Consider the following 4,819-nt stretch of genomic DNA (forward strand, 5'->3'; position numbering starts at 1 on the left):
GATCAACCTGGTGCTGAAGCCGGTCATCCGTTTTTTCTAAACTGTCGCGCATATGGTGTACCGCGTTGAGAAGCAGATCATAATAGCGCTGCGTTTCTGTAGTGAGCGTTGTAATTTGATCTTTGAACTCTTTTAAATATTTTTTCATGCACGTATCGCGTTGACGTTCGATATTTTTGGAAACAGACACAGTAATGTTATACACAGCTTTTTGCCGCTTTTTGGCTTTACTCGCAAACTTGTCGCGCATAAACCGGGCCGCAATGGAGATAACGATAAGAAGCCAGCCAATAACACCGGTCAGCCATCCGAACCAAAGAGCAATTGAAGTTACAGCCAGTCCGAAGTTACCTCCCCAAGTAAAGAGATTCCTCCAAAACACATTCGCATCCTGTGCCGCGATCTTGTCCGCTGTCACCTGTAAACTGGAAACAGGGGCCATCTCAAGACCTAATTCCAAAGAAATATCGCGCACTTCATTGGAAAATTGGTTTTGCGCCATCTTGATCTCTGTATCAACGCGCTCATTAATTTCTATCTCCTGCAACACCTGCTTCCACGCCTTATTCAGCACATCTTCTTCACAATCCCAATGATCATCGGCAAAGCTGGGGATGATTTCTAAAAGGGTATTAAAAATATTTTTGAGGTTGGTCTTAAAGTCGTTCAGCCCCTCATCACCGTATACATCAATGCGCTCAAGGAGCGTTTCTTTCTTGGATTGCAACGACCGTAAAAGCGCTTCATAGTCTGCTTGTATATCGCTTACCCACGTCGCCGGTCTTTCAATATCCCCAACTGTAGAACCTAACAAGGTTTGTGAACGGCGAATATCACCATATTTTATTAAGCCTTGATGCAATTCATCCAGAAAACGCTGGACCCGACAATTCTGAAAGAGCTGTTGTCTATATTCGGGCATCTGCCCGGTTCGTGCCAATTGCGCGGCAAGCAAATGAACCGGAATAATCTTAAGATAGTCCCTTTCTTGGGAACAGCTGCTCTCATTGCCGTAAAACTTTTCAACAAAGCGGCGTATCCGATTATAATGACCCCCTAAACAGCCCTCTTCATCGCTAAACAATCGTTCCGGTGTCTTTAAAAAACGCTTTAAACGAATGGGCTTCGTCAGGTCATCCTTTACATTAAGAAGAATTACCAGCGGTTTCGCACGATCTTTTAAAAGCCGTAAAAACTTAAATTCGCCTTCCTGTTGATTATTGTTGGTCAAGACAAAACAGATTATATCGGACTCATCAATAATGCCCTTGGCAATTTCCTCATCACTTTTGCCGCCGGGAGCACCTATTCCGGGCGTATCAATAAAGCGCAGATTGTTCCATTCATACACGCGATTCAGTTTCGTGGTACGTTGGCGGCCAACCCCAATGGCATCCCAGCCCTCTCCGGTGATCACGGCGTGAAGCGTACTTTTGCCCGCTTTTGTCTTGCCCAGAAAAGAGATCGTAAAGAAACGGGCCGCCCTTTTTCGTCTCTGAAAAGAAACCTGCATCTCTTCCACAAGATGCTCAAGGTGTTGATTCAAAATCTCGCAATCCGTCTCAAGACGATCCCGCAGCTGCTGCGCTTCACTAGACGACGCTTTCGCCGCCTTCTTATCGAGTCGATGCAGGGTATCGTCAAAACTTTTCTTCAAACGCTCCAAAGCGCGAATACTTTCTTTCATCCCTTTTTCTGCCACAGCAATATCCTTTTTTGCCACAGCAGTACATTTTGAAATAGCGCTTTTATATTCAGGTTCTGAAAAGAGAACGCCCTCTTGCAAGCCTTCAACAAATTGAACCGTCTCCGGTTGATCAGTTATTTCAGGGAAAGCCTCCCTAACAACGTGAAGGAGATCATCAGTCTCCTTTCTTTTCGGATCGAGAGAAGTTTCCGCCTCCAATCGCATCCGTTCCTTATCGGACTGTGAAATATCCCATACTCGGGCAACTTCATCCAAAAACCGCTCTTCCAGAGGATCGCAAAAACCGTCCACATAGGCAAAAGCAATTAAAAGACGAAACGTATCCTCCCACTGATCAGGGTCAATGTTGGCGGCAATAGTGCGGATCAAAAGACGATCATCTTCTTGGTTGAGAATACGATCTGCCTCTATAAGGGTGTTTTCATTTACACCACGTTCTTTGGAAAAGGCCTCGAGACGTCGCGTTTCCTCAATATGAATTTGCTCATCGGCACAAACCAAGTGCACAACCAAGAGGAACACTAAATCCAACTCCTCAATGTCTTACTTCCGGTTCATTTCCGATATTTCCTCAAAAAACGCAACCCACATCATTCCTTAGGTTTTCATCGAGATGATGTGGGTCGCGAATCCTCACTAGGTGCCAACCAGACTATCTCCAATATAACACGTATTTTGTTGCAAAATACACTGATTTTAAAACGCTTTCAGAACAATTGCAAGAGGCTTCTTTACCCCGCGACTATTCTACACTAAAGTCACGAGCAATGTATAGCGTTCTGTGTCATGAAGACGGATTTAAGCTTGAAACACAGTATGTGGGCCGGTCTGTTTAATCTCAGCACGAGAGCCACCCGTTTCAACCATAAATCCTCATCCCTCTCGTGTTCCTCAAATGATGCGTTTCAATTTGATGAGAAAATTGACAGCAATTAAGACGCCGATCAGGCAAATACCTATATATATATACATTGGCGCCCCCATTAAATAGTGTTCAAAAGTCGCACCTTTATAGGCTGTAACCGTATCAATCATTAATTCGGTAGAGAGACTGTTTGCGTCAAATAGTCCGATCAGAAAGCTTCTTAATTGCAAATCTACATGCTGTAATGTTGATAACTGATAAGCCCCTTTCCAATCAAAGGAGATGTAGTTTTTTTTCCCATAGGAAGACAACAAATCTAAGTTTTCCAAGCCCTGCATACTCAGAATGGAGCCGTCTCCGGGCATATCTTTTACTTCGCAATTCGTTAGATCATAAAATACATAGCTGTTTTGAGCAGCGTCCCACACGGCAAAAGAACGAAGTTGGCTTGTCCAACTGAGTGCTGAGGCGTCGGCGTGATACGTGCCGTGAGCAACGGAAGCAGGCAATGACTCAGGAACGGAGTCACCGCAATAACTAAGCTCTGTTTCTCCATTTGGATAGGTAAAGAGTAAACGTGATAAGGAGCAGGAGTCTTCCTCTTTGAAAAGGGTCATGGAACAAAGCCAGGGATCGTCTCTAGAAACAAAGCTAAGCCCCTTTTCTTGCCCTCCCTCCGTGGGAGCTTCTTCAAGAATCATATTCTCTTGAAAAAAAGACGCTGCGCGACTGGGGTCAGGTACAAGCGCTCCCTTTCTTTCCCAGAAAAGCAGTCGGGAAGCTACAAGATCAGTCGTACGGTCTGCCAATAACGGAATACGAGCTACCGGCATTAAATGTCCGAGAAGCACTTCCGTTAACAAAGCCATTTCAGATTCAAAACGCCTTAATAAAGGATCGTTGTCTAGGTTTGGATTATGAAAGTGGTATAGAAAAGCGTAATCCCACAAGGTGTTACCCTCCGTGAGAACATGCTTCCCGTCGCTGGCAATGATGCGTTCCTCACCCTTTTCTGTTGTCCGGCTCAAGACAAATTTATCCCCCCCTTGCCACATAAAACGCAAGGAAACGGAAGTACCTGCCTCAACAGGAAATAGATTTTCTTGCGCCTCATCCAAAAGTAATTCAAAGGTTGCAATGCCCGACGACAGCTTGGTTTCTTTTTCGGTGAGCGCCTCTATCAACTCCTCCACCGTACAAGTTGAATTGGCCTGGGAAAAAATCAAGAAAAAAGAACTACATAATAAACAAGCAGTAACCATGACCTTTCCTTTCAAAATGAGTGTGTCGAATCCTTAATAGCGCAGGTTCTAACTTGAAACATAATACTTTCTAAAAAAAGACTGGCGCGAGAGGCGCGCCCGGGAAACACGGAAACGCTCACAAGAACTGAAACAAAAGGGAGTACTGATCCATAGCTTTCCTCTTAAATCCTTCTAAATCGCTGCGCTGCGGCAAAACAGATAATACAGCTGAAGAATTTCTTTCTCTATGAGTATAACGTATACCATAAAAGAAATAAAGAATTATTGATAGTCTCCGTAGGCGAAGAAAGTATCGAGACTCAATTCGTAAACTGGTCTCTCTAGACTGGAGTCGGCGCGCTGCCGCCCCTTCGCTAATCTGCGGAAAGCGCTGTGGGAAAGGTCGCCCGTGGAACTCGTTACGGGAGAAGAAATGTCAGGCATAGAGAATAAAAAAACGGACATTACAGAATTACTCTATAATGTCCGTTTGAAGTAACAGCGTCGGCGACGACCGACTCTCCCACAAGGTTGCCCTCGCAGTACCATAGGCGCTGACAGGTTTAACTTCCGTGTTCGGGATGGGAACGGGTGGGGCCCTGTCGCTATAGCCGCCGACAAAAAATCTTTTGACAGGAATGCAAGGGATCACAAAGACGCACTATAAATACTGGGCGGAGATCAAAGTTGATCTTATGAGTTCAATAGACCAAGCCTCACGAGTAATTAGTACAGGTCAGCTGAACATGTCACCATGCTTACACTTCCTGCCTATCAACCTGGTAGTCTTCCAGGACTCTTGAGGGCCTAAGCCAGGGAGATCTTATCTTTAGAGGGGCTTCGCGCTTAGATGCTTTCAGCGCTTATCCCGTCCGAACGTAGCTACCCGGCGGTGCCACTGGCGTGACAACCGGAACACCAGAGGTTCGTTCATCCCGGTCCTCTCGTACTAGGGACAACTTCCATCAAATCTCCTGCGCCCGCATAGGATAGAGACCAAAC

At 45.4% G+C, this 4,819-nt stretch carries 2 protein-coding genes and 2 rRNA genes; all 4 read right to left on the bottom strand.

Going from position 1 to position 4,819, the window contains the following annotated elements; translation table 11 throughout:
* On the bottom strand, positions 1-2,230 hold a 2,230-nt coding region (locus tag GX117_12760; GenBank protein NLO34201.1), incomplete at its 3' end, for a hypothetical protein.
* A gap of 369 nt (positions 2,231-2,599) precedes the next feature.
* The gene (locus tag GX117_12765; protein ID NLO34202.1) at positions 2,600-3,835 is read right to left on the bottom strand and encodes a hypothetical protein; all 1,236 of its coding nucleotides are present in this window, start codon (positions 3,833-3,835) and stop codon (positions 2,600-2,602) included.
* A 484-nt stretch (positions 3,836-4,319) separates the two neighbouring features.
* Positions 4,320-4,436 (bottom strand): 5S ribosomal RNA (rrf, locus tag GX117_12770).
* Between the two features lie 87 nt (positions 4,437-4,523).
* Positions 4,524-4,819, bottom strand: a 23S ribosomal RNA gene (locus GX117_12775); the annotation flags it as partial.

The sequence above is a fragment of the Candidatus Hydrogenedentota bacterium genome (assembly GCA_012523015.1).
In the GTDB taxonomy this organism is placed as follows: domain Bacteria; phylum Hydrogenedentota; class Hydrogenedentia; order Hydrogenedentales; family CAITNO01; genus JAAYBJ01.